We start from the raw sequence: 1171 nt of genomic DNA, 5'->3' as shown, positions 1-1171 counted from the left end.
GTGATTGCCACACTCTGGTCAGCAGCAAATGCACCAAACGAAGCAGCGGCCAGCATGCCCGCGATTGCGAGTTTCAGTTTCATGATGCCATTCCTTTATGAGAGAGTTGTCGTCGCTGGTCGGTACTCTTCTTTTAAGGATGAGTTAACAATATCATTTTTTTATTTTTTTAAACTCGCGCACGATTGCCGAGTTAACAATTTCAGACACTTTAGCGTCCGGACTCGGATTTGCCCTCTTCGGGCTCCGACGGTGGCGGGGTTGGCTCGGCCTTTTCGGGCGGCGGTTCCTGCTGCTGCGGCTCTTGCGGCGGCGTTTCCGGCTGCGCGGCAGGCTCCTGCTGCTCAGGCTTGGGCGGCTGCGAGGTCATCGGCGAGGCCGGCACCAGCGGTGGCGTGCCAGGCTGCTGCGGAGGCGGCGGCACGACAGGCCCCGGTTTGCCGGCAGCCGTTGCCGGCAGTTGCGCCGTTTCGACCGTGAACTTCCAGTCCGACACGCTGGCCTTGCCCTCGAAGGACACGAAGCGCTGCGGGAAATTGCCGATCTTGATCGGCTGCGCGGTGGAGAGGCTGTAGATGCCGATGATGCCGCCCTCCGACGCATTCAGCGCGCTGCTGGCCGGCGGAGCACCAAGTGGCGACGCCCCCGCGCCAGGCGTGCCGTTCTGCGTGCCAAAAGCGCCTGCTTGCATACCCGGCGCTGCGCCCGGCGCTCCTGGCGTACCGGGGGCGCCCGGCGTACCCGGCTTGTTGATCCCGGCGCGAATCAGTCCCCACTCCGCTTTGCCCGTCATGGGATCGATATAGATGCGGCGCAGATGGCGGCGCACTTGCGGGAAACGCGGGTCCTTCAGCAGCTCCTTGAGCGATGGCGGATAGGTCGGCTGGCCCGGCGGCGTCGCCGCGGCGTAACTGGCCAGTGCATCGCTATACTCGGCGCCGATGCGCAGCAACTCCTCCTCCGCCTGCACGCGCTGGATCGCCACGCCAAGGCGCAGCGTGGCCGCCGACACCAGGCCGATGATGGCAACCAGGATCACCACACTCAGGTAGGTGAACCCGCCTTGCCTACCACTCCGAATAAGGCTTGCCGCTGCGGTCATTGCCGGGGGCTCCGCTCTTCACATCGGACACACCGCCCTTGGTCACATCTTCAGGCGGCACAATCACCC

At 64.0% G+C, this 1171-nt stretch carries 1 protein-coding gene; it reads right to left on the bottom strand.

The window, feature by feature from the left end; translation table 11 throughout:
- Positions 1-211: 211 nt before the first annotated feature.
- Positions 212-1039 carry a type II secretion system protein gene (locus AB4Z11_RS32175; RefSeq protein WP_442030305.1) on the bottom strand — a complete coding sequence of 276 codons (828 nt, stop codon included), beginning with the start codon at positions 1037-1039 and terminating at the stop codon, positions 212-214.
- Between the last annotated feature and the right edge of the window lie 132 nt (positions 1040-1171).

The sequence above is a fragment of the Pseudoduganella sp. RAF53_2 genome (assembly GCF_052113985.1).
Classification (GTDB): Bacteria; Pseudomonadota; Gammaproteobacteria; order Burkholderiales; family Burkholderiaceae_D; genus Rugamonas.
Note: the sequence above shows the minus strand (reverse complement) of the source record. Positions and strands in the feature narration are given on the sequence as shown.